A 23,600-nucleotide genomic window follows, 5' to 3' on the forward strand; every position below is an offset into this window, starting at 1 on the left:
AGACAACCTAAGACTAATGCGCCGCGAGTTGAATCAACCACACTAAACAAATTAACAGCGGCCATAACCATGACGGAATACCAAAAGAAAACTGTCGCCAGAAGCTGTTGTCTTGAGCTGGACGCTGATGCCAGTTTTCATTGCTGTTTCGGCGAACATAGCGGCTAGATTCTGTTTGTTTGCTCATCATCATTCTCATCATTTCTTAAGTAGTGATTGCTATTACACATGCTTGGCATGGCAACACCGTGTAGGAAAAATGGAAATCTGATGAACAAAAATGGCGAAATGATGGCGGGGTTTTCAATGAGCATCCTTTGTCCATCGTGGCGGTATGGTGAAGTCTTTTGAGGAAGAAAACGGCTTACCTATCGAGCCACATACCTTGATTGAGTTCAACGGTCAGGTTTATTAACGCAAACGCCACGAGCACTATGAGTACGTGTTATTCTGAGAGGCATTGTCAGAGTCGAAATCTTGTAAGGAACGCAATATGGATACCCTGCTCTATGTCGCTGCGATATTGCTTGTGATCATCTCGTTTGCACACTCCTACTTGGGTGAGCGCTACATCCTGATTCGCTTGTTTAAACGCAACAACCTACCCAAATTGTTTGGTAGCGATGCTTTCACTAAAAAGACATTACGCTTCGCTTGGCATATTACGTCCATAGCGTGGTGTGGCTTTGCGGCATTGTTAGTGGTTATCGCTCAGCCACAATTAAGCGCCAAGACGCTAGCAACAGTCATTGCGACCACGTTTTTCCTTCATGGTTTGTTGTCTCTCATCGCCTCTCAAGGAAAACATCTTTCTTGGATCGTCTTCTTTGCCATTTGTGCTTGTATCGTTATTGGCATCAGTTTCTAGGCCACTTTAGGTTTCAAAAAGCTGTGCATCGATGTCCTTGAATGATTTGAACTCCAGCGCATTACCCGTTGGGTCATAAAAAAACATGGTTGCCTGTTCACCGGGTTGACCTTTAAACCGCACATAAGGCTCGATAACAAAGGTCACACCTTTTTCTTTGAGCCGCGCTGCTAGCGCTTCCCAATCTGTCATTTCAAGCACCACGCCAATGTGAGGCACTGGGACAGAATGGCTATCAACCGAATTGTGATGCAAGCGTACTTGCCCCTCTTCACCAATCGCAGGGTCATGGTGGATCACCAATTGATGACCATAGAGATTAAAATCCACCCAACAATCGCTGCTGCGCCCTTCGCTACAATTCAATACATCGCGATAAAAGGTACGTGACTCTTCAAGGTGTCGAACAGGAATAGCGACATGAAACGGGGTTAAAGACATACACACTCCTTTGCGTGCTGAAGGGAAACACATCCACTCTAGTCCAATAACTCACCATAAAGGGTAACGAGAACAAGAAAGTGGCGCCTGTCGCTAAGATGGGAGAGTGTCAGCAGGTATGTAGCTCAAACTTACTGTCTTTTTCGCTCTAAACGTCTGCGCTAGACCTTGAAATCGTAGCTGCGTTCGTTGCTTTGCGGGGTAATGGTATTTTCAACCTGTTTGAGCAATTCTTGTTGTCGGGTGGTGTACGCTGAAAACTTGGCTTTCTGCGCTTCTTGCTCGGCGACCCTATCAATCAAACCACGAAAATCACGCTTTTGCGGGGCTTCTTCTTGTGCAGCTTCAGCTTGTTTCTGCTCTTCACGCTCTTTTCTTAGCAGTTCAGCGCGTTCAGTGGCGGTCAGATTCGCGTTGTTAATGCTACCCGCAGACTGATCATCTCGCTCTTTGGGGCGAGAATTCAAGTAAGTCGAGTTCATGTAACTGTCGTTAATCAGGTTGGGCATGACACCATCCAAGCAAACTAATCAGCGCGTTGAAACAAGCCACTGAAGTGATAAAACAAGTTCCTTAACTCTAGTACACCAACGAATATTTTGTGACAGGTATCGCTGTCGAAATCGGTGGAAACAGAGTGATTCGGAGCGACAAAATGGTGTCGAACTGAGACAAGCTGCGAGGTACAGACGCATTGTGATTAGAAATAAAAAAGCGGAGGCCGTCGAGAGCCTCCGCAAATGCTAGCAAGGTTTCTTATCTTTATTCTTTAAACGTACGCTGACGCGTTTTCTCTAATTTATTCAATATCTTGTCGATACGTTCAGGGTGAACCATGTATTGCTGAAAGCCCTTCATGCCTTCTTTCGCCATAGAAGGGTCAGTATCGCGGTCGTAGAACTGCGCGGTTCCCGCCGCTTCGTTCAGCATGACAACCCCCGCATTCAGATACTCATCATCTTTTGGCGTCGCTTTGTTATTGGTCGGGATCTGCAACAAAGACTCGTTGATCATGGTTTGAATTTCAGGCTGAGCCACAAACGCAAGGAACTTACGCGCATCCTCTTTGTTCTTCGCTTTCGAAGGAATATGAAGCGTATCCATTGGCGCATCTTCCGCGTTTGGCACGGAAGGGTCGATCACTGGGAATTGGAAGAAGCCCATGTTTGGACGCACTTCGTCGGTAAAGTTTGCCGCCAAGAAATTACCCATCAAGTACATTGCTGCTTCGCCGTTGTACAAAAATGGCTGTGCTTCCTGCCAAGAGTATGATGCGTGGTTATCCAAGTAGTAGCCCGGTTTTACCAGTTCATCCCATTTCGCAAATACCGCTTTCACACGAGGATCGGTGTATGGCACTTTGCCGTCCATCAAATCGATATGGAAATCTAAGCCATTCACTCGCAAGTTCATGTAATCAAACCAACCTGCTGCCGTCCAAAGGTATTTCGTACCAATGGTGAATGGCGTGACGCCATTGTCTTTCAACGTTTTTGATGCCGCGACAAACTCGTCCCACGTTTTCGGTACGGCGATATCGTATTTCGCAAACAAATCTTTGCGGTAGTACATGCCCCACTGGTAATAGGTATATGGCACGCCATATTGTTTGCCGTCAGCGGTCATTGCAGGCATGGCACTGGAGAAATCTTCTGCCATATTATTTGCCGCCCAGATATCACTGACATCTTCAAACAAACCGCGGTCAACGAAGGTTTTCATGCGGTTACCCGCATACCAGAACACGACGTCTGGCGGAGAGGTGACCAGCCAGTTACGAATCGTGGTTTTATACGCTTCGTGGTCATACAGGTTGTACTTCACCGTGATGTCTGGGTTCGCTTCTTCGAATTTCTCAATCACCTCAGCCCAGGCTTTTTTCGGCGCGGGATCAGAAGCATCAGAGTTGATCACCAACTCCCCTGCGTTGACTGAGCCACTTAGCAGAAGAAACAGACTGCACAGTACGCCAAAGCTTTTTTTTGCAAGCGTTCTCATTCTCTTCATCCTTTCTGTTGTTCGAAAATATCCGTCATTCAGTAAAACCAGCATTACCCTTTCGTCGCACCCAGGGTTAAACCAGCAATAAAGTGTCTTTGCATCGTAAAGAACAGTGCCACCGGTGGCAGTGCGGCTATCACCGCCCCCGCTGACATGTATTGCCAAGACGCTAACCACTGCCCTTGCAATGCATTCAGGCCTGCTGTGACAGGACGAACCTCATCGCTTTGAACCAGTACTAACGCCCAGAAAAAGTCATTCCAAATAAAGGTAAAGACCAAAACAGACAATGCCGCCAGTGCAGGCCTCACCAGCGGAAGCACTACATACCAGAAGATTTTCCATTCGCTTACCCCTTCAACCCGCGCCGCTTCTATCAACGCATCAGGTATTCCCACCATAAAGTTACGCATGAATAGGGTACAAAAACCCGCTTGGAACGCGACATGGAAGAAAATCAGTGCCCAATGCGTGTCGTATAACCCTAAATCAATCGTTAAATCACGGACTGGTATCATTAAGATTTGGAAAGGCACGAAGTTACCGCCAATGAACATGGCGAAAAGCAGAACGTTGGCTTTGAACTTGTATTTCGCCAGCGCAAAACCCGCCAACGTCGATACGGCAACTGCGCCTAGTACTGCAGGAAGGCTGATCAGCAAGCTATTCAACAAGTAACGCGCCATCGGTGTTGCAATGAACACTTGTGTGTAATTTTCTATAAACTGTAATTCATCCGGCCAACCCCAATAGTTACCCGCATTGATATCTGCAATGGAACGAATAGAGGTCATCAACACCGCGGCAAGCGGGATCAACCATAAGATGACAGCAATATAGAGCGCCACGCGATAGCCGACATTGATAAATTTTCCTTGGTGTTCAATCGGTCTAGGAAACATTAGCGCTCTCCTTTCAGCATGCGCCACAAGAAGTAGGCGATATAGATATCCATAATGAGGAACAGCACCACAGCCACCGCGGCGCCGTAGCCCATGCGGTAATTAAAGATCGACTCTTCATACATCATGTAAGCAAGCACGGTGGAACTGCCCCACGGGCCACCCGCCGTCATGGTTGCCACTAAATCGAAAGACCTCAATGCGCCAATAACTGTCACCACAACCGCAATAAAGGTGGCAGGTTTGAGTTGCGGCACCACCACGTACCACATCATCTTCCAGCTACGAGCGCCGTCTAATCGCGCGGCTTCAAGCTGTTCAGGGTCAAGGTTGTTCAACCCTGTGAGGTACAAAATCATGCAGTACGCAACTTGCGGCCAAAGACCAGCAGCGATAATGCCGTATGTCACCAAATCTTCATCAGCAAGAATAGAAACAGGGTCAAACCCCATACCCACCATGATTTGTGTTAGCAAGCCAAATGACGGGTCATAAAACCACGCAAAGACCAAACCCACCACGACCTGAGAGATAACAAAAGGGAAGAAAAACAGGGCCTTAATCAGTCGAATACCCGCCACTTTCTGATTAAGAAAAAGGGCGATAAGTAATCCAATCGGTGGGGCTAACATGAAGAGCACCATCCAGAGGAAGTTGTTAAACAGTGAGGTGTAAAACGTATCTGAATCAAACAGTTCGACATAGTTATCAAAGCCGACCCAGGTTTTCTCCCCAAGACCATCCCATTCGAAAAAGCTTAACCAAACACTTTGTAAGATGGGATACATCACATAAAGCGAAAAAATCACAATGGCGGGAGCGAGAAAAAACCAAGGAGCTAACGTCAGACTGCTTCTGCTTGGCGAGTTGCCCGACGTTGCTGTTGAGGAAAGCCTAGTCATATTACGTCCTGTCCTTAATTTACGATGTTCAACCCACGAACATGTAACGATACTGTTACGGAGAAGTTGGCTTTATTTAAAGTTAGTTCACAAAATTATGAATGTAAACGTTTCCATAAAGCAAAAAACACACTATTTTTAAAAAAGGACGACCCGAGCATAAAAATGCGCGGTGTCGATAACTGCACGGCATAGGACATGCGTTATGGCAAATATCACGTTAAGAAACGTTATCAAACGTTTTGGCAAAGTTGAGACCATTCATGGCATCGATCTAGATATCACTGGCGGAGAGTTCGTGGTTTTCGTCGGACCGTCGGGTTGTGGGAAGTCAACCTTGCTGCGCTTAGTGGCGGGATTAGAAACCATCAGTGATGGTGCCATCAGCATTGATGGCGTGGAAGTGAACAACGTCGACCCCGCGGATCGCGGCGTGGCAATGGTGTTCCAATCCTATGCACTGTATCCGCACATGACAGTACGCGAGAACATGGGATTTGGCTTGAAGATGAACGGCGTTGATCCTGTTGAAATTAAGCGTCACGTCGATCGTGCGGCAAAAACACTGCAGCTAGAACCCTTGCTCGACCGCAAACCCAAAGAACTGTCCGGTGGACAGCGTCAACGTGTCGCCATTGGTCGCGCCATCGTGCGTGATCCGAAAGTCTTCTTGTTTGATGAGCCTTTATCTAACTTGGATGCCGAGCTTCGCGTTGAAATGCGCCTACAAATCGCCAAGCTGCACCAAGAACTGAAGAACACCATGATCTATGTCACGCACGACCAAGTGGAAGCCATGACATTGGCGGACAAAATTGTCGTACTTCGCGCAGGGAATGTTGAGCAAGTCGGTTCGCCTCTGGCGCTTTACCACAACCCAGACAACCTTTTCGTCGCCGGCTTCATTGGCTCACCAAGAATGAACTTCATTCCAGGTCGTGTTTCTGCAGTCAATGGCTCAGAGGCGATAATTGCCATGCCAGACGGACAATCCATCACGGTGGCAATCGCAAAATCGGTCAGTGAAGGGGAAGAAGTCACGGTAGGTATTCGCCCAGAACACATTCAGATTGGCAGAGGTGATGGTTTTAACTTTGAGTTCCACAGTGAAGTGGTTGAGCGACTCGGCAACGGCACTTACCTGTTTGGCCAATACAATGGCATCGACGGATTCAAAGTTCACATTCCGGGCGACAACGCGGTGAAGGCATTCCAAACCGTTCCATTGCGCTGCTCACCAGACGATATTCACTTGTTCAATAGCAATGAACAAGCACTCACTTACCGAGAGCAGACCGACGAAGAGGTCTCCGTGGCATCGCTTGAGAAGGAATAGCGTAGGTTCTGACGTGGACAGAGGGAACGCACTTGATCACTAACCCATCGGTGAGGACGTGTCGCAATGGCAACCATTAAAGATGTCGCAAAGCGTGCGGGGGTATCCGTCGCAACGGTCTCAAGGGTGATCAACCTTTCCCCACAAACGCGTCCAAATACCGTTATCGCGGTTCAAAATGCCATGAAAGATCTGGGCTATCGCCCCAATGCGGCCGCTCGCACATTGGTGAACAGAAAAAGTCTCACAATAGGTGTTGTGGTTGCCGATGTTTCCGACCCATTTTTCGGCACCTTAGTGAAAGAGGTGGATAATCTCGCCCACCAGCGAGGTCATCAATTACTCATTGGCAATGGCTATCACGACGCTGAGCGTGAAAAACAGGCCATCGAATCCTTGATTCAAAATCAAGTCGGCGCATTGATCGTACACAGCAAAGCACTGGATGACGAAACGTTAAAGACCTACGCGAATGAATTGCCTGCCATGGTGTTTATCAATCGTCGAATCAAAGGGCTTGAAGCACGGTGTGTTTACCTTGATAACTATCACGGAGCCTACTTGGCGACTGAACATTTGATTGCTCTGGGTCACCAACGTATCGCCCACATTGGCTCAGATCATGATATTGAAGATACTCAACAACGTCGGCAAGGCTACCTTGACGCACTTGCCGCGCACCAACTGAAAGAACCGGATAAAAACAGCGAAAGTGACCAAGATAAAAGCTGGATTGCATTCGCCCCACCCGATGAAGAAGGCGGTGAAGCCGCGATAAAAGCCCTTCTTCAGCGTGACGAAAAAATCAGTGCCATATTTTGTTATAACGACGGCATGGCAGCAGGCGCCATTACTGCGCTCATTGATGATGGCTATCGTGTCCCGCACGATATTTCGGTTGTCGGGTTTGATGACAGCCTCATCGCCCGCTATATGCATCCTAAACTGACTACTGTGCGTTACCCCATTTCTGCCATGGCGACACATGCGGCAGAGCTTGCTATCGCGTTATCCATGCAAGGTGACACACAAAAGAGAAGTAGTACCTATCAGCCGACATTGATCTCACGTGAATCTGTCATGCAAAAGACAGTTCAGTGCTCGCTAAAGGGATGACAAACATGAGTAAGCCTTATTCTCACGCCTCCACACACACACCGTCTTCGTCATCAGAGGCACGTTTTTTACACCTGCAATCAGCCAATAACAGCCTTATTGTGCAACTCGACCCTGTGCCAGCCATTGTTTACTGGGGCAGCCAATTCAATCGTGATCATGCATTGTCGCAAGAAATGTTTGACGCGCCCGTCGGGCAAGCGCGTTTAGATTCGCATATCCCGCTTGCCTTATGCCCTGAGCAGGGACGAGGAGACTTTGGCAGCCCAGGGATTGAAGGGCATCGTAACGGGAAAGATTGGGGCCCCGTTTTCCAACTGACGGCGGTCACAGACAGCTTGTCATCCGCGACACTCACGCTCTCAGATCCTCGTGCTGCGCTCGAAATCAACATCTACCTCGAGCTCGACGAAGACACCGATGTTCTGATGCTCAAGCAGCAACTTATCAATATTGGTTGCAATAACTACACAGTGAACCGCTTTGCGCTCACCCTGCCGTTCGATGAAACATTCTCCGACATCATCACCTTCCACGGACGCTGGTCCCATGAATTCCAAACGCAAAGAACCCCTCTCGAGCACAGTGGATTCATCCAAGAAAACAGGCGAGGACGCACCTCTCACGAGTCTTTCCCGGGGATCATTGCCTTGCCACCGAGCAGCAATGACCTCACTGGTGACGTACTGGGCATGCATTTTGGTTGGAGCGGAAACCACCGCCTTCAGGCTCGCGTAAAAAGTGACGGACGACGCTATCTGCAAGCCGAAGCGTTACTTGCCCCCGGAGAAGTCGTTTTAGCCCCTTGTGAAAGCTTTGAAACCCCTACCATGTATGCTGTTTTTACCTCACATGGCCTCAACAGCATGATGCAAAAATTCCATCAATACGTGCGCTCATCCGTACTCCACTTCCCACAATCTATGGTGCGCCCTGTACATTTCAACACGTGGGAAGGCATGTATTTTGACCACCAACCACAACGTATTATAGACATGGCAAGTGCTGTCGCACGTTTAGGTGTGGAACGCTTTATTCTCGACGATGGCTGGTTCCTAAACCGCGATGGTGAAACCCGAGCCCTGGGAGACTGGCGCGTCGACAAGCGTAAATACCCAGACGGCCTCAAGCCCGTGGTTGACCATATCAATCAGCTGGGAATGGAGTTTGGGTTATGGGTAGAACCAGAAATGGTCAGCAAAGATTCCATAGTGTTTCGCGAACACCCAGATTGGATGCTGGGGTTAGACACCCTTGGCTATACCCAACCTTCTGGACGCTACCAATATGTCCTCGACCTGCAAAATCTCGATGCTTACCACTACTTGTTAGTGTCATTGGATACCTTGCTGACGGAACACAATATTGCCTATCTCAAATGGGACATGAATCGTGAACTGGTACAAGCTGGTCATGCCTTGAGTGCCGCTTATCATGGGCAAACACTGGCTTTATACAAACTCATTGATGACTTAAAGGCGCGGCATCCGTACGTCGAAATCGAATCTTGTGCATCGGGTGGTGGTCGTATTGATTATGAAGTGCTCAAACGCACGCACCGTTTTTGGACGTCCGATTGCAACGACGCATTAGAGCGCCAAACCATTCAACACGGCATGCAGTATTTTTTCCCGCCTGAAGTCATGGGCTCCCACATTGGTCCTCGACAAAGTCATACCACACGACGCTGCCATGACATGTCGTTTCGAGGTATTACGGCGCTGTTTGGTCACATGGGCGCAGAATTGGACCCTGTCGGTCTTGAAGACAACGAGCTTCGCGCTTTTGCTCGTTACATCGGGCTCCACAAGCAGTATCGTCCACTTTTGCATCATGGCAATTGTTTCAACCTACCATCGCATGATCCCAATACTCGCATTCATGGTGTCACCGATGACACTGTGACACTCCTTGCTGTCGCACAACTCGCCATGCCGAAATACGCACAAGGCGGTCGACTTCGTTTACCTGTGCTGTGTCCAGACAAACGTTATCGTATAGACATTTTGGACGCTCCATCAGCATTTTCTAGCACCATGAAGCACAAACCTGCGTGGATGGTTAAACCATTGACCTTTCAAGGTGATCAGCTAATCCGAATTGGTCTAAGCTTGCCAATAATGGATCCGGAAAGTGCCATGTTGTTGTCGTTCACACTCGTGTGAAAATGAGTTCAAACCGCATTCAATTTTGACCTAATCGCCGAAGCAATCTTAAACAACAAGAACATCCGGTAACCCAAAGAAGAGAAACGCTGCATGACTCGCTATAACGAATTGATCCTCCGTCGTCATTGGGAAAACCCATCCATTACGCATCTAAACCGTTTGCCAGCGCATTGCCCATTGGCCTCCTATCCTAGCGTCGAAGTAGCATTAGATGACCAACACCAGCCCACGCCCGTCTCGCGACATCGCACCTCTCTTAACGGTCAATGGAAGTTCGCCCTGTTTGAGAGCCCTGAATCAGTCCCATCCGCGTCGGTTGACCCTGAGTTCGATGATTCACAATGGCGAAATATGCCAGTCCCATCAAACTGGCAACTTCAGGACACTGACGACATTCCCATTTACACCAACGTGCAATACCCATTCGAAGCCACACCGCCTTTTGTGCCCGCACACAATCCAACAGGGGTTTATCGCACCACCTTTACCCTGTCTGAATCATGGAAGAAATCACAAACCATCGTGTGTTTTGAAGGCGTCAGTGCCGCGTTCTATTTATGGTGCAATGGACACTTTGTTGGGTACAGCCAAGACAGCCGATTACCTGCCGAATTTGATTTAAGCCCTTACGTTTCCTTAGGCGACAACCAGCTTACTGCTGTTGTGCTGCGTTGGAGTGATGGCAGCTATCTTGAAGACCAAGATATGTGGTGGCTGAGCGGTATTTTCCGCGATGTCATTCTCCGTAAAAAGCCATACCACCAAATCGTCGACTTCGACGTTAACACACGCCTAGATCCAACCCATCAGATAGGCATGTTGTCGCTGACAACCACACTACGCGGCATTTATGGTCAAGTGGCTATCCAACTGTTTGATGAAGGCGTCGATATTTCCGGCCCAGTGATTGCGCGATGTGGCGAACGCCCGATAGACGAACGGGGAAGCTGGCCAAATCGCGTTGAGCATCAAATCACCATTTCTTGCCCAAGGCTTTGGAGTGACGAAGATCCGCACCTGTACCGACTCGTTATCACATTGCTGGATGATGAGGGCAACGCCGTAGACATCGAAGCCTGCAATGTCGGTTTTCGTCAGGTGGAAATTCTCGACGGCCTGCTTACCATCAACGGACAACCCGCGTTAATCCGGGGCGTAAACCGCCATGAGTTTGACCCAGATCGCGGTTATGTGCAGCGCATTGAAGATATCGAAGACGATCTTAAACTCATCAAGCAGTTCAACTTCAATGCCGTTCGAACGTCCCATTACCCCAATCATCCTGCTTTCTACTCATTGTGTGACAAGTACGGTTTGTATGTGGTTGATGAAGCCAATATCGAAACACACGGCTTAGTGCCAATGAGCCAGCTTTCAGACAACACCGAGTGGTTGACCGCTTACATGGAGCGCATGACCCGCATGGTCGAGCGTGACAAAAACCACCCGTGTGTGATCATCTGGTCACTGGGGAATGAATCTGGGGTCGGCAACAACCATCACGCCATGTATCAGTGGGTGAAGCACAGAGATCCAAGTCGTCCCGTGCAATACGAAGGTGGCGGCGCCAACACCGAAGCCACAGATATTGTGTGCCCAATGTATGCGCGTGTTGAAGAAGACCAAGAAGTGACCTTGCCCAAATGGGCGCTGCAAAAGTGGATCGGCCTACCCAATGAAACCCGCCCTTTGATTTTGTGCGAATACGCTCATGCGATGGGCAATAGCCTTGGTAGTTTTGATAAATATTGGGATGCGTTCCGACGCTACCCTCGATTGCAAGGCGGCTTCATTTGGGATTGGGTCGACCAAGGTCTTTCCCGAAACAATGATCAAGGTAAAAACCAATGGTCATACGGCGGCGATTTTGGTGACACACCTAACGATAGGCAGTTTTGTATCAACGGCTTAATGTTTCCCGATCGCACACCTCACCCTTCAGCGTTCGAAGCAAAATACCAACAGCAACGCTTTCATTACACCCTCAACAGCGCGACGCCATTAAGCGTCACTATTGAGCATGAATTTCTGTTTCATCCCCCAGAAGCGCTGACCCTAAAGTGGACACTGCAAGAAAGTGGCAAGCAAATCGCTCATGGTGAAGAGCCACTTCATCTGCATGTCGCCCAATCAAGTCGACATACCTTCATCGAACAACTTCCAGACGCTAAGCCCGGAAAAGAGTACTTCCTCAATATTGAGGTGGTACTTGCTGCCAAAGAACCTTGGGCACCCAAAGGCACTGTCATCGGTTGGGGGCAACTCGCGCTGCCCGTAAATTCGAGCATTGCCTTGCCTGACATTGGTCCTGATGGGCTGCCAGAGGTTATCGAAGAAGCCGACCACTGGACCATTCGCGGCGAGCATTTTGAGTTAGGGTTCGATAAACAAAGCGGGCACTTAGTGCAATGGCTCATTGACGGTGAAGAGCAAGTGCTTGATGCCCCAAAAGACAACTTCGTTCGACCCCCCATTGATAACGACATTGGCGCCAGTGAAGCCGACCACCCCGACCCAGAGGCATGGCTGAACAAATGGCAAGACGCAGGGCTATTTTCTCTGCGCCATGAAAACCTGTTCAACACGGTGGATATATTGAATGATCAAATCCAGATCCGCTCTCATCACGGATATTTTTCAGGCGATACCATGGTAATAGCAACGCTGTGGCGCTATGAAGTGAACGTGTCTGGCGATATTTTGCTTAGCGTTGATGTTAATGTCGCTCCCGGTATGCCTGCGCTTCCGCGAGTTGGGTTAGAGCTTGCACTGCCACTGACAGATACCGTGGCATGGTTTGGTCGTGGTCCGTTTGAAAACTATCCAGATCGTAAATCAGCAGCCATGGTGAGCCGATACCTTGCCCTCACCGATGACATGCACACGCCTTACATTTATCCATCAGAAAACGGATTACGCTGCGATGTTCGTCAACTCGACATCGACAATCTGCGTATTCTGGGCTTGTTTCATTTTTCTGTAAGCCGTTACAGCCAAGAGAACCTAGCAGCAGCTAAACACCAAGAAGAATTGGTGCAAGATGATCATTTGTATTTGCGAATAGACGGTCATCACATGGGCATTGGGGGGGATGATTCATGGAGCCCAAGCGTGCACTCAGAGTACTTGCTCAATGCCATGCGCTATCGCTACTCATTAACACTGACAATGAAGCACGACTAACTCAAATTTAGGTGTGAATGAAAAATGCTCGAAGTCAGGTCTATTGAGAGGCAAAATGTACGATCAAAGGGTATACCCAAATAAAAAGAAGGAATTACAATGCCAAATCTAAGCGCTCATAGCCTCTATCACAGAAATTTTTGCCCGTATTGCATTAAGGTGCGCACCGCATTGAAGCTAATGAACCTTGATGTTGAATTGGTAGACGTCAGTGCTGACAGCGAAGCATACAACGCGCTTGTCTCTCAAGGCGGTCGTAGCATGGTTCCATGCCTTCGTATTGCTCAAGACGATGGTTCAGTAGAATGGATGTATGAATCAGACGACATTATCGACTACTTCAAAGAGCATTTCTCCAAATAGACCCATCCTTACCCTTTGGCTCGTTCGCGAGCCAAAGCCATTGATCTCGAATTTACAAACCTAATAGCTTCACACCCAATAGTTACATCGAAGTTGCAACATTCTAATAGCTACAATCACTATAACTACTGACCAACGTTTACAGACTGAGCAGCCACGGCGCGTTCTGTTTAGTGTCGGATCTTTCATTCTCGAGACATCCAAATCTCTATCAATTTACTCTGCTGCCATCTTTTATCGCGACGTGAATTAAGTACCTTCAAGTAGCACTATTGAGACAATTATGCGCACTTAGTTTATTTACTATTGGTTGAACATGAAAACACTGAGCCTGCTGGCCTTTGCCAACACTCAATTATTTTCAGCGACCGATAGGGGCTATTACCTTGTATTTAAAACATTTTATATTTTTATTGTTTGGGTTGCTGATTAGCGCATTGTCTCAGGCTGCGACGCCTCTTCGCGTTGTGTCAGAAATTCTTCCCCCGTTTCAGGTGATAACCCCGAACGGAGGGTTTCAAGGCAGGGCGGTTGATATGGTCAAAGCCATACTCGAAGAAGCCGACTTAAGTGATGCCACCATTGACGTCATGCCATGGGCTCGTGCCTACAAAAAAGCGCAGAAAGAAAAAAACGTCGCGATATTTTCGATCGCATATTCAGAAAAACGCGCAATGAAATTTCATTGGATTGGCCCACTCTATTCGCTGGAGCGTTCGTCATTAATTGGATTGAAGAGTCGCACCGATCTCAATGTTCCTTCGTTGGACGATGCTAAGCAGTTTCGTGTTTGCTCTGAATTAGATACGCACTCCTACCAGTATCTACAAAGCCTCGGTTTTGAAGCGAACAAAAACCTATTCTCTGTCAGAAGTGTGCTTGCAACCTATCGAACCGCCAATGGTGGCATTGCCCGACCCGCTGCTAATCTCACGCTGTTAAACGCCAAGAAATGCGATTATGTAACTGGACTTTGGTCCATCTATGCTTATAGCGAAAATGCCAATAATGGATTGACTCCCTATTTCTATCTAGGACAGCGAGACAAGCCATTGGTCCTTAATATGGCTCTCAGTCTGCAATCAGACCCCGCTATGCTCACCACCTTGACCACAGCCTATCGAACGCTTTTGGATAGCGGTGCGCTTTACCGAGTTTGCGTCGGTGATGACCCCGAAAAAATATATCAACTCTCCTGTCAGGTGCTATTAACCACTAAGGAGAAAAAACAATGATACAGAAATTCTCCGGCCCCAAGGCTCCTCTGCTTAAGCGATTTGTTGCGTCCGTTATGTTGGTTAGCTTGATTGGCGGAGTCTTACTCAGCGTCATTATCGCCTCAATCCAACTCAATCGACTAAATGATCAAAAAGAAGATTCGGCGCGTTTGCGACTTGAGAGCATTATTGATAGTGCTGCGTATGCGGCTTTCAATCTCGACTCTGCCCAAGGTTATTCGCTACTCAAAGGTTTTGATAGTGACACGCTATTTGACCACATTGTATTGCTCGACAATTACGAAGACATCATTGCCGAGATAACACAACCAACCATCGCTTCCACCGAAAGCGAGTTGATAGAATTTCTGTTGCCCGCCATATCTAACGACACCATCACTTATCCTCTTGTGTTTCCTGTGCACAGGAACAATCAATACATTGATGAAAATGTGGGCTACCTTGTTGGATCCATTAATTATCAAACATCTCAACGCGAATTTTTAGAGTTAGTCAGCACCATTGCCCTATCAACACTTGGTGAAGTGTTACTTGTTGCCATTATTCTTTCGATTTTTTTCCACAGACAAATAGGTCGCCCACTTTCTAGCATCATCGAATCTATCGATCGAAGTGCACGATTGAGCAGACACAAAAACGCCACAATAGGTAAAGTAAAGGGTCATACAAGTGATGAATTCGGCCGTTTGGTTGACGCTTACAACAACTCTGTGATGGAAGCATTCAGTTACATGAGGGATTTAGAAAGAACCAAAGCAGAGCTTAAATCCTTGTCAGAGAAAGATCCGCTCACCAACGTAACAAACCGTCGTGCACTCCTCACTGAACTCACGACACGTTGTCGTCATGAGTCGGTTTTTCATGTGGTATCACTCGATATTGACAATTTCGGTTCCTATAACGATGCATATGGTCACCAAATTGGTGATGCATTGCTTGTTACACTCGCAGACGCGCTCAAAAATACGATGCCGCCAGAAGTGCCAATTAGTCGTACCGGGGGCGACGAATTTGTTTTCCTTCTGCCAGGAGACTTGGATAAAGAAGAGATTTCTAACATTGTTTCGCCAATCCTCACTGTGTGTCTGAGTGATGCCTTACCGGGAGGCACTCACAGCATTTCTTGCTCAATCGGCGTCGCGTCTTATCCAGAGCATGGACAAAGTCCACAGCAACTTCTGCATGCGACTGACATAGCGCTCTATGTCGCAAAGGATGCTGGGCGAAAATGTATTCGCTTCTATGACAAACAAGCAGACCTTGCCAAAATTCGACAAGAAGAGATACGCAACGCGCTACAACAAACCATTGAAAAAAAGAACTTCAATCTGCTTTATCAACCTAAAGTCAGCATGGAAACGGGACTGGTCACTGGATGTGAAGCCCTTTTACGACTACATCCAGATATCAGCGCAATACACTCGCATGTAGAGATTATCGAAGAAGCTGAGCGAACAGGCCTAATAGTGGCACTAGGAAGGGAAGTCATGCATCGTGCATTTTCAGACATGAGCAAGGTATTGGACGCACTACCCGAGAGTTTTCGATTCAGCGTCAATGTATCACCGCGACAGTTTGTCTCAGAGGGGTTTATCGCGGACCTTGTGACTACGTCAAACAAGCATGGCGTGCCGCTCGAAAACCTAGATATTGAAATTACCGAGTCATCTCAGATGTTCGATACCACCTCGAGCAACGAAGTACGTCAATGGCTAAAAGATGCAGGTGTGACAGTCACGCTCGATGACTTTGGAACAGGCTTTGCGTCCCTCGAATACTTAATGACTTACGGGTTTGACCAGATAAAAATAGACAAGCACTTCACTCAGTCTCTGCCCTTAGATGACGATGCCAAAGCCATTTTCAACGTCGTACAATACCTAGCTGACAAACTCGATATGTCAGTCGTGGCTGAGGGAGTAGAAACCGCAGAGCAAGTTGCTTACTTGCTCAACCAAGGTTTCGATTGCGCGCAAGGCTATTACTACTCGACACCACTGTCGCTAGAAGCGTTCTTGCCATTTGTTATTCAGCAACAACCCACTGAGAAAAAATGCGTTTAACACCACCCCATCATGCCAGTTGGCACAAATTAAGCATTAATCATTAAAAATCAACAGGTTAACAATATAATCACTCATTATTTATTAGCAATAAATCGCCTATTACACGCTTAACTATTAAATATTCTGACAGTGGTGTTTCACTATATATACAACATCGCCATATTGAGATAAAAATCGCTTTTAATAATTCGCGATTTGAATAAAGATTAACCTATAGCGAAAACGCTGACGAAGAAGTTGTCGTAACAGCTCACTGTATAAGTTGTACTGGTTATCTGTATTTTGTAGTAACAGATCATCAGGTTTGTTGTTGCAGTTATCTGTATTACTTCTTCGTTAGCAACTCTTTATCATTACGCGAAAGTCGGTTATTTACGATAATTCGACCTTAAGTCTCATTGACTTAGCGCTTAATGCTAGATGACATGCAACACTAGAGTAAGTCATTGATTACTCGAATATTCACTGCCAACATTATTTACCTTTCATGACATTTTGGTAAGTAAACAAGGATGTTCTTTGCAATAAGCGAAACTTTAGATGCAACTTTGCATTATGGACAGGTAAGGGTTATTTCTATGCGGACTCTATCTTACCTGTCCTTTTTATTTTCCATCACTCCACTTCAGAAAACCGTAATCACCAACCACACCCGTCCTGATAACTAGTTTGATTTAATCAACAATCAATTTTGACTGTATTAACATAGCATCAATAACGGAATTGCTAATTTGCTCGACTGTCATATTACTTGTATCGATTTGATATGCGGAAGCCATGTCATTAACGCTTAAGTTATCGAACACAATCTTTTGATTTACCACGCCATCACCATTCTTTGAGATGTCCAATCTGGCGAGACCATCACTATCCTCAACAATGCTGAGATATTGCTCAACGGTATCAATCGACTCACCTTGAAGAAGATCCGCTAGATTCAAGGTATCTTCCTGTGTGTTAAAGTCGCCAATATGATCAATTGCTGGCGATGCTCCTGTTCCCTCATCGCCGTTGAAATAGGCAAAAACATCTGCTCCTGCACCACCAATCAATAGATCGTTTCCACTACCGCCAGCGACAAAATCGTCACCGAACCCTAGATCGATGGTGTCATTCCCATCCCAACCAAATATTCGATCATTACCTCCGTTCGCAAGGATCACATCATCACTATTACCCCCTCGAACGCTGTCATCACCTGCCGTGCCAAGGTAAGTGACATTGTCCATGTTGATGATATCCGAAAGACTTCCATCAGCCTCAGAGGTATAGAAATTGGTAATAGCGGCCTCAGACTCTGCAATAACAATAGTGACGTCTGTCGTGGTGCCATCTGTTGCAGTCAATGTGATGACATCTTGAACACTCTGGTTATCCGGAATTGCATTGAGGCGTGTTGGATCGACAGTGTACGTCCACACACCTTCTACCAGCACAATTGAACCGTAAAGCCCAACTTCCGTTGTGTTTGCAAAGACTGCCGCAGTCCCACTTGCACCCACAACAGACAGTGAGCCCGTTGCTTGTGATGGGACAGCTACAGACACTTGGTCATTAATGGTTTGACCGAGTGTGACTGTTGCGGTCTCACTTTCGTTGTTTAGCGAATTGACGGCCTTATAGGTGAACTCTGTTCCAGTGGTGTTAACACCTTCAGCTGAGATACTCGTAACGTTTAGGTTTGAATTTACTGCGGCCGTTACGTAGAAGCGTATTTCATCAAACCCTTCTGTGTTGGTAATGTTAATGGTGGCGATTCCGTCACCTCCAGATGCTTCCCACAAGTTAGGGTAATCATATTCACCAACGATCTGTCCATCACGATAAACAATGGCGTGTGCTTGCCCATTTGCTGGACGGGTGTTTGAGAAATTCCCATAGGCGCTACTTACAACGATATTACTGCTAGTGACATCTGTACTCCCCGTAAACTCGATCACCATGACTTCATTGAGGGATGAGGTTAATTCTCGGTCTGCACCCACGCCTATACCAGCTTCACCGCTTTGAAATTCCCACGTGATATTGGCTGGCGTTATTGTACTGCTTGCATCTGGCTTCGTGCCGGAGAAGGTCCCGCCCGACACAGTAATCCCCTCTTTGACGATGGCGGTCTGTGTGGGACTTGTGACGTCACTAGCCTCGAATGTGACTGACGGGCGGTCGGGTTCAAAAACAAAACCTGTGTCATCTGGCAGAACCTGATTCAGCACAACTGCAGTCTTGGCACCGCTGTCATTGAAGTAATACAGAACGCCATTACTAGGCAATGATGTGATTTGGATGCGCGTTTCTAGTGAATCAGTTAAATCGGCATCATCCACAAGATCGGCTGTATGGGCATCGAGCGTGAAAGCAACATCGCCTGTTGTACTGTTCTCCACAAAGCCTGGGGATGCTGCATGTGGCGACAAGTCAACAATAATGCCACCTGTATTTTCACCTTGCACACTCAAATCAATAGCGGGCTGGTGACCGGTCACATCAATGACAATGTTTTGCGTCGTGCCGTCTGTCGCCGTAAGTGTGAAGGAATCCTGTGTGGTTTTATCATCTGGGATATTGGCGGATTTGTCCTTATCTAAGGTGTATGTCCACGCGCCGTCAATCAAGGTTAATGAACCGTATGTTCCCTGGATAGTGGTGTTTTCGAAGCTAGGGTTGTCATTTGAATCGATATCCGAAATGGCGATAACGCCTGACACTGTCACGCTCGAGTCGTCACTGTTGCTGCTTTCACTGTTGCCAAATGTCAGCTTGGTGGTACTGACAACGCCATCACCATCAACCAGATAATAACTCCCATCCTCCGTTTGAACGATCACAGGTGGAGTCCGATCGTTTACGATATCTGCGACATTGGTTTGGAAAACCAGTTTGCCATCCTGTGCAATGGTATAGAGGTCAACGCCTTGGGTCGCATTTGGCATCACATAGACGGGTTCTCCATCTACGTAACCAGCAGAGGCAAAGTAATGCCCAGCGCCAGTCACCGTGTCGGTTAAGGTTAGCCCTCCCGCACTGCTGACTTCAAAAATGGATGCTTGATTGCTCGTATTATTGGAATAGATAGCATAGGTTCGGCCATCGCTGGTGTGGTAGAAGTTCACACTGTTGCTGACGCCCAGTGCGACTGCCGCAGTATCGACAAGGGTTAGCGCTCCTGTACTTTGATTAATGGAGAATATTCTCACCTCATCATTAGATGCAGCAGCAAGAAAACTGTCGTAACTATCGTTTGTAAAGACATCGATGGAAGAGACACTTTCACCCGCAAAAATAAACTCGTTGGCATTTACCATTTCACCCGTTTGCGCATCATACGTGAGCTTGGAAATGCCATCGGTACCTGGTCGCGTCACATAGATATAGTCTGTACCGTCAGCACCTTCGAACGTGACGTTTTCTCTTATATATTGCTGACCGTCTTGTCCATTGAGATTGGATATCCCTCCGTTTATGGAGAGTGTACCCGAATCAGAAATATTCCATGCCGTCAGTGAAGAACTGTTTTGCGACGTTACAAACAAGGTCGGTTGACCGTCAATAGTCGCGGCATTGGATTGGGTAAGCCCAGTGCCCAATGATAATGCATTAATACCGAGTGCGATAAGATCAGCGGTGATATCGCCATCGGATGTTGTGACGACAGTTCCTGCATTCTGGTCATAGGTAATGCGGTCTGTTTCTGTCAGTGTCCCATCATCGTTAACACGTGAAATGATGGTGGAAACGCTGATTCCCCACTGCGTCGAGATGATGTAAGGCACACCATTCACTGTGGTGGTCGTTGTTGTCCAAGCAGGGTTTGAATTACTCGTGATAGCATCACTATTGGCATGAACGTTGTTCGTTTCATCTGGATTGATACTGAATCCATTCACATCGACACTACCCGTGAAATTCCCTGTCACGACAGCATCATCTTGTGTTCCAGTAACAGTGATAGAAATAACTTGAGGTGTACCATCTGTTGACGTCAAGGTGATGTTTTCTGTCACTTCTTGCCCATCATTCAGCATTTGTGCATTTTGGCTAAGGGTGTAAGTCCATTCGCCATTAGTCAGTGTTAGAGAGCCATAGGTTCCAACCACCGTCGTATTTGAAAACGTCAGTTCATTACCGCTGCCATCGAGAACCTGTAAAACACCAGAAACAGATTGAGGACCAATATCTTCAACCAATGCTGCAATGTCGTCTTCATTGATCGTGGTTTCGACCGCCGATGGGTTATCCGGCAGCACTTCATAACCACCGCCGGATGTGCCAGTGACTGAGACTTCGAACACATCATCGTCAGTGGTTTCGAGGATACTGTCATCCAAGGTCGCGACCGTGAAATTGGTCGACGTCGTATTCGCCGCGATCACCACTTCACGGGTCACGGGGGTGACATCGCCGTCTTCTGAGGTTTTGTGACCGACTACGACAGTGACGGTTAAATTGGATGTTGGCGCTTCGCTGATGGTCAACGTGTAGCTGGCTTCCGCGCCTTCAATGACGGACGCATCGCCCGTTAATGTCAGGGTCGGTTTATCAGTGCCGGTCGTGTCTTCGTTGATCGTGGTTTCGACCGCCGACGGGTTATCCGGCAGCACTTCAAATCCGCCGCCCGCTGTGCCCGTTACCGAGACTTCGAACACATCATCATCATTGGTTTCGAGGATAGAGTCATCCAAGGTCGCCACGGTGAAATCGGTCGAGGTGGTGTTGGCGGCGATCACCACTTCTCGCGTCACGGGCGTGACATCGCCATCTTCCGAGGTTTTGTGACCGACTACGACAGTGACGGTTAAATTGGACGTTGGCGCTTCGCTAATGGTCAGCGTGTAGCTGGCTTCTTCGCCTTCAACCACTTCACTGTCACCTGAGAGTGTCAGAGTCGGTTTATCTGTGCCGGTCGTGTCTTCGTTGATCGTGGTTTCGACCGCTGCTGGGTTATCCGGCAACACTTCAAAGCCGCCGCCCGATGTGCCCGTCACCGAGACTTCAAACACATCGTCGTCAGTGGTTTCAAGAATAGAATCATCCAGCGTTGCGACCGTGAAATTGGTCGACGTGGTGTTCGCCGCGATCACCACTTCTCGCGTCACGGGCGTGACATCACCATCTTCGGAGGTCTTATGGCCGACAACCACTGTCACGGTTAAAGCTGTTGTGGGTGCTTCTGAAATGGTCAATGTGTACGACGCTTCCGCGCCTTCAATGACGGACGCATCACCTGTTAACGTCAGGGTGGGCTTATCCGTTGATGTGGTGTCTTCATTGATCGTGGTTTCTACCGCCGATGGGTTATCCGGCAGCACTTCAAAGCCACCGCCCGCTGTGCCAGTGACCGACACTTCGAACACGTCATCGTCAGTGGTCTCAAGAATAGAGTCATCCAAGGTCGCCACGGTGAAATCCGTCGAGGTGGTGTTGGCGGCAATCACCACTTCTCGCGTCACAGGCGTCACATCGCCATCTTCGGACGTCTTATGCCCAACAACGACTGTTACGGTTAAAGCTGTTGTGGGTGCTTCAGAGATACTGAGCGTGTAAGACGCTTCTTCGCCTTCAATAACGGACGCATCACCCGTTAACGTCAGCGTGGGTTTATCCGTTGATGTGGTGTCTTCATTGATCGTGGTTTCGACCGCCGATGGATTATCCGGCAGCACTTCAAATCCGCCACCTGATGTGCCCGTCACTGAGACTTCAAACACGTCATCGTCAGTGGTCTCGAGGATACTGTCATCCAAGGTCGCCACGGTGAAATCGGTCGACGTCGTATTCGCCGCGATCACCACTTCACGGGTCACGGGGGTGACATCGCCGTCTTCTGAGGTTTTGTGACCGACTAAAACAGTGACGGTCAAATTGGACGTCGGCGCTTCGCTAATGGTCAGCGTGTAGCTGGCTTCCGCGCCTTCAATGACGGACGCATCACCTGTTAACGTCAGGGTGGGCTTATCCGTTGATGTGGTGTCTTCATTGATCGTGGTTTCTGCCGCCGATGGGTTATCCGGCAGCACTTCATAACCGCCGCCCGATGTGCCCGTCACCGAGACTTCAAAGACATCGTCGTCATTGGTTTCGAGGATACTGTCATCCAAGGTCGCCACGGTGAAATCCGTCGAGGTGGTATTCGCTACGATCACCACTTCACGGGTCACGGGGGTGACGTCGCCATCTTCGGAGGTTTTGTGACCGACTACGACAGTGACGGTTAAATTGGACGTTGGCGCTTCGCTAATGGTCAATGTATAGCTGGCTTCTTCGCCTTCAACGACTTCAGAGTCACCCGTTAACGTCAGGGTCGGTTTATCAGTGCCGGTCGTGTCTTCGTTGATCGTGGTTTCGACCGCCGATGGATTATCCGGCAGCACTTCATAACCACCACCAGAAGTACCAGTGACCGAGACTTCAAAAACATCGTCGTCAGTGGTTTCAAGGATAGAATCATCCAGCGTTGCGACCGTGAAATCGGTCGACGTCGTATTCGCCGCAATCACCACTTCTCGCGTCACGGGGGTGACATCACCATTTTCCGAGGTTTTGTGGCCGACAACCACTGTCACGGTTAAAGCTGTTGTGGGTGCTTCTGAAATGGTCAATGTGTACGACGCTTCCGCGCCTTCAACCACTTCACTGTCACCTGTGAGTGTCAGGGTCGGTTTATCCGTTGACGTGGTGTCTTCGTTGATCGTGGTTTCGACCGCTGACGGGTTATCCGGCAGCACTTCAAAGCCGCCGCCCGATGTGCCCGTCACGGACACTTCAAACACGTCATCGTCAGTGGTCTCGAGGATAGAGTCATCCAGCGTCGCGACCGAGAAATCGGTCGAGGTGGTGTTGGCGGCGATCACCACTTCACGGGTCACGGGGGTGACATCGCCATCTTCCGAGGTTTTGTGGCCGACAACCACTGTCACGGTTAAAGCTGTTGTGGGTGCTTCGCTAATCGTCAGCGTGTAACTGGCTTCTTCGCCTTCAACGACTTCACTGTCACCTGTGAGTGTCAGAGTCGGTTTATC

The 23,600-nt window shown here is 48.1% G+C and carries 15 protein-coding genes; 8 read left to right on the plus strand and 7 right to left on the minus strand.

Annotated features, from left to right (window positions below; all coding sequences use genetic code 11):
* Positions 1–13: 13 nt before the first annotated feature.
* Complete coding sequence (locus L4D06_RS20625) at positions 14–187, minus strand: hypothetical protein (RefSeq protein ID WP_274166118.1); 174 nt, start codon at positions 185–187, stop codon at positions 14–16.
* A gap of 306 nt (positions 188–493) precedes the next feature.
* Between L4D06_RS20625 and L4D06_RS20630 the strand changes: the two genes are divergently transcribed.
* Complete coding sequence (locus tag L4D06_RS20630) at positions 494–868, plus strand: hypothetical protein (RefSeq protein WP_429741079.1); 375 nt, start codon at positions 494–496, stop codon at positions 866–868.
* A gap of 6 nt (positions 869–874) precedes the next feature.
* Here L4D06_RS20630 and L4D06_RS20635 read toward each other — a convergent pair whose 3' ends face one another.
* The 5 genes from L4D06_RS20635 to L4D06_RS20655 form a co-directional block, all read right to left on the minus strand.
* Positions 875–1,309, minus strand: coding sequence for a VOC family protein (locus tag L4D06_RS20635; RefSeq protein WP_429741081.1), 435 nt, complete (start codon positions 1,307–1,309; stop codon positions 875–877).
* 161 nt (positions 1,310–1,470) lie between these two features.
* Positions 1,471–1,818 carry a hypothetical protein gene (locus L4D06_RS20640; protein WP_429741082.1) on the minus strand — a complete coding sequence of 116 codons (348 nt, stop codon included), beginning with the start codon at positions 1,816–1,818 and terminating at the stop codon, positions 1,471–1,473.
* Positions 1,819–2,071: 253 nt separating this feature from the next.
* Positions 2,072–3,307, minus strand: a complete 1,236-nt coding sequence (locus L4D06_RS20645) for an ABC transporter substrate-binding protein (protein WP_429741084.1) — start codon at positions 3,305–3,307, stop codon at positions 2,072–2,074.
* A 53-nt stretch (positions 3,308–3,360) separates the two neighbouring features.
* Positions 3,361–4,212: a carbohydrate ABC transporter permease gene (locus tag L4D06_RS20650; protein ID WP_274166123.1), complete on the minus strand. Its 852-nt coding sequence runs from the start codon at positions 4,210–4,212 to the stop codon at positions 3,361–3,363.
* Positions 4,212–5,114, minus strand: coding sequence for a carbohydrate ABC transporter permease (locus L4D06_RS20655; RefSeq protein ID WP_429741085.1), 903 nt, complete (start codon positions 5,112–5,114; stop codon positions 4,212–4,214). The genes L4D06_RS20650 and L4D06_RS20655 overlap by 1 nt, the downstream gene beginning before the upstream one ends.
* A gap of 205 nt (positions 5,115–5,319) precedes the next feature.
* Between L4D06_RS20655 and L4D06_RS20660 the strand changes: the two genes are divergently transcribed.
* The 7 genes from L4D06_RS20660 to L4D06_RS20690 all read left to right on the plus strand — a co-directional run bounded on the left by L4D06_RS20660 (position 5,320) and on the right by L4D06_RS20690 (position 16,581).
* The gene (locus L4D06_RS20660; protein WP_274166125.1) at positions 5,320–6,450 is read left to right on the plus strand and encodes an ABC transporter ATP-binding protein; all 1,131 of its coding nucleotides are present in this window, start codon (positions 5,320–5,322) and stop codon (positions 6,448–6,450) included.
* A 66-nt stretch (positions 6,451–6,516) separates the two neighbouring features.
* On the plus strand, positions 6,517–7,566 hold the full coding sequence (locus tag L4D06_RS20665; RefSeq protein WP_429741087.1) for a substrate-binding domain-containing protein: 1,050 nt from the start codon (positions 6,517–6,519) through the stop codon (positions 7,564–7,566).
* Between the two features lie 5 nt (positions 7,567–7,571).
* A complete protein-coding gene (locus L4D06_RS20670; protein ID WP_429741089.1) occupies positions 7,572–9,731 on the plus strand; it encodes an alpha-galactosidase in 2,160 nt (719 codons plus the stop codon).
* Positions 9,732–9,824: 93 nt separating this feature from the next.
* Positions 9,825–12,917 (plus strand): beta-galactosidase, encoded by a 3,093-nt coding sequence (locus L4D06_RS20675; protein WP_429741091.1) that lies wholly within the window; start codon positions 9,825–9,827, stop codon positions 12,915–12,917.
* A 99-nt stretch (positions 12,918–13,016) separates the two neighbouring features.
* Positions 13,017–13,280 (plus strand): glutaredoxin family protein, encoded by a 264-nt coding sequence (locus L4D06_RS20680; RefSeq protein ID WP_274166129.1) that lies wholly within the window; start codon positions 13,017–13,019, stop codon positions 13,278–13,280.
* Between the two features lie 467 nt (positions 13,281–13,747).
* The gene (locus L4D06_RS20685) at positions 13,748–14,515 is read left to right on the plus strand and encodes a substrate-binding periplasmic protein (RefSeq protein WP_429741097.1); all 768 of its coding nucleotides are present in this window, start codon (positions 13,748–13,750) and stop codon (positions 14,513–14,515) included.
* Positions 14,512–16,581: a putative bifunctional diguanylate cyclase/phosphodiesterase gene (locus L4D06_RS20690; RefSeq protein WP_429741093.1), complete on the plus strand. Its 2,070-nt coding sequence runs from the start codon at positions 14,512–14,514 to the stop codon at positions 16,579–16,581. The genes L4D06_RS20685 and L4D06_RS20690 overlap by 4 nt, the downstream gene beginning before the upstream one ends.
* A 677-nt stretch (positions 16,582–17,258) precedes the next feature.
* Here the strand turns inward: L4D06_RS20690 and L4D06_RS20695 are convergent.
* Positions 17,259–23,600: immunoglobulin-like domain-containing protein (locus L4D06_RS20695; protein ID WP_429741095.1), on the minus strand; the 6,342-nt coding region annotated here is incomplete at its 5' end.

This window comes from Enterovibrio makurazakiensis (genome assembly GCF_050336585.1).
Classification (GTDB): Bacteria; Pseudomonadota; Gammaproteobacteria; order Enterobacterales; family Vibrionaceae; genus Enterovibrio; species Enterovibrio gelatinilyticus.